The sequence below is a fragment of the Hydrocoleum sp. CS-953 genome (genome assembly GCF_002260545.1).
GTDB lineage: Bacteria > Cyanobacteriota > Cyanobacteriia > Cyanobacteriales > Microcoleaceae > Trichodesmium.
On record NZ_LGSU01000766.1, the window covers coordinates 1 to 4568 of the forward strand.

A 4568-nucleotide genomic window follows, 5' to 3' on the forward strand; every position below is an offset into this window, starting at 1 on the left:
TTCTTTCAGATAGAGTTTTTCTAGAATATGATCTTGGGTAACTGAAAGTTGGATAACTATAACTTGATTTATCATCATACAGTGGAGTTTTTGGTATCTGGAAAGGTGATGGTTCTGTAATAACTTTTGGAGGAGGAGATGTGCTATAAGTTGATGCTATTGAAGTTATTTTTGGTGGATATTCTGAAAAAATTGTTGTTTGAACTTTAGTAGATAGTAAATCTTCCTTTGGTAGAGAATATGTGCTATAAATTGATGGTATAGAAGTTATTTATTTTCCAGTAAAAAAAAATTATCAAAATAATTGGCTTGCTCAACCTCGCCTTTTAATCAGTAATTAGTTATCAGTTAAATATTTTTTCTAGTTTGATTAAAATAACAGAGTAAGAATTTAACTTCAGTAGGGGTGATTCGCGAATCACCCCTACTGATTTATCACTTCTGACTTGGTTAAGAGAAACTCCACAGCAGATTCAACAGCTTTTCCCCTGAAAATAAAATTGGCCAGAGACTGATTAATAATGATTACCTAATAAAAAACCAAAAAATCTCTAGATACACGCTACAATCCTCTACTGTAAAGGATTATGAATTAGCCAAAATTCTTAATTACACGAAAATTTCAAATTATCTAAAATGATAGATTTCTCTACCATTGCAGCCCAACTTAATGCAGGCACTATTCTTCCAGAAGGAATAGTTGTTATTACCCTACTGATAGTTCTCGTCGGAGACCTCATAGTGGGGCGTAGTTCTACTAAGTGGACTCCTTATGCTGCCATTCTTGGTCTCTCTGGAGCAATTGTGGCCTTATATACTCAATGGGACAGTAACAATACCATCGGTTTTTTGGGAGGCTTTAATGCTGACTCCCTTAGTGTTATATTTAGAGGTATTATTGCTCTATGTACGATTGTCACTATATTAATGTNGTCGGAGACCTCATAGTGGGGCGTAGTTCTACTAAGTGGACTCCTTATGCTGCCATTCTTGGTCTCTCTGGAGCAATTGTGGCCTTATATACTCAATGGGACAGTAACAATACCATCGGTTTTTTGGGAGGCTTTAATGCTGACTCCCTTAGTGTTATATTTAGAGGTATTATTGCTCTATGTACGATTGTCACTATATTAATGTCGGTGGCATATATAGAACAAACTGGTACTCCACTGGGAGAATTTATTTGTCTTCTACTCACTGCTACTTTGGGGGCAATGTTCCTTTCTGGAGCAGATGAGTTAGTAATGATTTTTGTCTCTCTGGAAACTCTGAGTATCTCCTCTTATTTATTAACTGGTTATACAAAACGTGACCCTCGTTCCAATGAAGCAGCATTAAAATATTTACTTATTGGAGCTGCTAGTTCCGCCGTTTTTCTCTATGGCATTTCCTTGCTTTATGGTTTGTCTGGTGGAGAAACTCGGTTAACAGCGATCGCCTCTAGTCTTGCTAATGGTTCTAGTGGTGGTGTTTCCCTAGGTTTAGTTATTGCCTTAGTCTTTGCCATTGCAGGTATTTCTTTTAAAATTTCTGCTGTTCCTTTTCACCAATGGACTCCAGATGTTTATGAAGGTTCTCCAACTCCAGTTGTGGCATTTCTTTNATGGTTCTAGTGGTGGTGTTTCCCTAGGTTTAGTTATTGCCTTAGTCTTTGCCATTGCAGGTATTTCTTTTAAAATTTCTGCTGTTCCTTTTCACCAATGGACTCCAGATGTTTATGAAGGTTCTCCAACTCCAGTTGTGGCATTTCTTTCTGTAGGTTCTAAAGCAGCAGGTTTTGCTCTAGCTATTCGTCTGTTAGTAACGGCTTTCCCATTAGTTTCGGAACAGTGGCATTTTGTATTTACCGCCTTAGCTATTCTGAGTATGGTATTGGGTAATGTTGTTGCTCTTGCCCAAACCAGCATGAAACGTCTACTTGCTTACTCATCTATTGGACAAGCTGGTTTTGTCATGATTGGTCTTTTGGCCAATACTGAAGCTGGTTACGCTAGCATGATATTTTATCTGCTAGTTTATTTGTTTATGAACTTGGGTGGTTTTACCTGTGTAATTCTATTTTCTCTCCGTACAGGTACAGACCAAATTAGCGAATATGCAGGTTTATACCAAAAAGACCCACTTTTAACATTGGGATTAAGTCTTTGTTTATTATCTTTAGGTGGTATACCCCCACTGGCAGGTTTCTTTGGTAAAATTTATCTGTTTTGGGCAGGTTGGCAAGCTGGATTATATTGGTTAGTTTTGTTAGGATTAATTACCAGTGTTGCTTCTATTTACTATTACATTCGTGTAGTCAAAATGATGGTAGTAAAAGAACCGCAAGAGATGTCGGATGTTATCAAAAATTATCCTCCTATTCGTTGGAACCTTCCTGGTATGCGTCCTTTACAAGTAGGATTAATTGTGTCAGTTTTGGCAACTTCTTTAGCTGGAATTTTATCTAATCCTTTGTTTACTTTAGCGAATAATTCTGTTGCTAAAACTCCAATGTTACATTCGGCTTTAGTTCAAACTGTTGAAACTAATTCAGTGGCAAGTCAACTAGATTTTTCNCCTCCTATTCGTTGGAACCTTCCTGGTATGCGTCCTTTACAAGTAGGATTAATTGTGTCAGTTTTGGCAACTTCTTTAGCTGGAATTTTATCTAATCCTTTGTTTACTTTAGCGAATAATTCTGTTGCTAAAACTCCAATGTTACATTCGGCTTTAGTTCAAACTGTTGAAACTAATTCAGTGGCAAGTCAACTAGATTTTTCTTTGTCTTCAAAGAATTAGTTTGAGTTGTTTTAGCTCAGTAAGTTAAAAATGAAAAATGTTCGGCTAAATAAATTAAGTCGAGCATTTTTTATATACTTTTTTTATTGGTTTGAAAACCTCCTATTCGTTGGAACCTTCCTGGTATGCGTCCTTTACAAGTAGGATTAATTGTGTCAGTTTTGGCAACTTCTTTAGCTGGAATTTTNGGTATGCGTCCTTTACAAGTAGGATTAATTGTGTCAGTTTTGGCAACTTCTTTAGCTGGAATTTTATCTAATCCTTTGTTTACTTTAGCTAATAATTCTATTGCTAAAACTCCAATGTTACATTCGGCTTTAGTTCAAACTGTTGAAACTAATTCAGTGGCAAGTCAACTAGATTTTACTTTATCTTCAAAGAATTAGTTTTAGTTGTTTTAGCTCAGTAAGTTAAAAATGAAAAATGTTCGGCTAAATAAATTAAGTCGAGCATTTTTTATATACCTTTTTGTTAGTAAGCATTCAGCTATCAGCTATTAGCTATCAGCTATTGATGAGAGGAGGAATTCATTAATTGATAATTGATAATGGATAATTGATAATTACAAGAAGGTTAAAACCTTTCTTGATTGAAGATAAGGAAATATCCTAGCACTTTTTTTCCCCTATCCAAGGGGAGGCTTTAAACCAGAATTATTNAATTGATAATGGATAATTGATAATTACAAGAAGGTTAAAACCTTTACGGAATTGAACATCAGGAAATTCAAGAGCACTTTTTTCCCCTATCCAAGGGGAGGCTTCAAGGCGCGAATTATTTAATTATTAATAATTAATAATTCGGTAAAAGCAATTAAAAAATTAAGATAGATAAGACAGTTACTGTCAAAGTACGCTCCTAATTTACTGAGAAGGAATTATTCATTCAAACAAAAGCTGATAGCTGACTGCTAATATCTGAATACTTACACCTTTTTTAATTTATGAAAATAATTAGGTATTAAGATCAAATCGGGTAGCATTCGGTAAACCTTGTTTAATTCTCTTTTATGAAAAAACTGGTGCTTAGTACGGATAATATCGGAGTTTTCTCCCTAATTACCCATCCCATTTTTTCAATTATTTGCCCATAAATAGGGATGGGATATAAATTTCAAAATTGAGTTGCTGAAGTATAGAATTATCCTGAGAATAACCACCTTAATTTCTACTCACTGAAAGTCGATCAATAATTATGTCAATTAATCGAAAGTCAGAAATATTATGCTAAAACTTTGAGAGCTTCTGGTTTAACAATAACTTGAAGTCCTGAATTAACTTTAATATGCCACATACCATTAGGTAATTGATTGAGTAATTCTACAGGTTTACCTTCATCTGCTTCTAGTTGTTCGCTGGGAGAATTAACTAAAACAACTGTAGTTGATGATTCTTTTGGAGATATTAAATTAGCAGATAAAGGAGAAGTTAGAGGAGCAGAGTCTTCTGAAAGAGTTGCTAACTGCATCCTTAGTTGAGTTAGTTTATTTTGTAGTTCTTGATTTTCTGTTTGATATTGTTGTGCTTGTGCTGTTAGTTCTTGATTTTCCTGGGCTAATCTTTGAACTTCGAGTTTTAATCTCTGAACTTCTACACATTCATCAAGACTAACATTACAAGCTTTAGCTATAACTTTTTTAATTAGAGGACTGTACATAATCTTTCAAAAATAAATTAGAGTTAATTGTTTTTATCCAGAGAGAAGTTATCCTTTTCTTTAACTTCCCTGACCTATTCTTATAGTGTTCTATTTTTCCTATAAAGTATGTGACCCCTTATAGGATTTTAATG

At 34.6% G+C, this 4568-nt stretch carries 1 protein-coding gene and 3 pseudogenes; 3 read left to right on the plus strand and 1 reads right to left on the minus strand.

Going from position 1 to position 4568, the window contains the following annotated elements; genetic code table 11:
- Positions 1 to 636: 636 nt before the first annotated feature.
- The 3 pseudogenes from AFK68_RS41360 to AFK68_RS09335 form a co-directional block, all read left to right on the plus strand.
- Positions 637 to 931, plus strand: a pseudogene (locus tag AFK68_RS41360) (NAD(P)H-quinone oxidoreductase subunit 2); the annotation flags it as partial.
- Between the two features lies 1 nt (position 932).
- Positions 933 to 1602 (plus strand): annotated as a pseudogene (locus AFK68_RS09330) (proton-conducting transporter membrane subunit); the annotation flags it as partial.
- A gap of 1 nt (position 1603) precedes the next feature.
- A pseudogene (locus AFK68_RS09335) lies at positions 1604 to 2555 on the plus strand (NAD(P)H-quinone oxidoreductase subunit N); the annotation flags it as partial.
- A 1444-nt stretch (positions 2556 to 3999) separates the two neighbouring features.
- Here the strand turns inward: AFK68_RS09335 and AFK68_RS09345 are convergent.
- On the minus strand, positions 4000 to 4434 hold the full coding sequence (locus AFK68_RS09345) for a hypothetical protein (RefSeq protein ID WP_094672480.1): 435 nt from the start codon (positions 4432 to 4434) through the stop codon (positions 4000 to 4002).
- Between the last annotated feature and the right edge of the window lie 134 nt (positions 4435 to 4568).

Coding starts and splice junctions, on each gene's coding strand:
- AFK68_RS09345 (WP_094672480.1), bottom strand. CDS start 4,434: ATGTACAGTCCTCTAATTAAAAAAGTTATAGCTAAAGCTTGTAATGTT.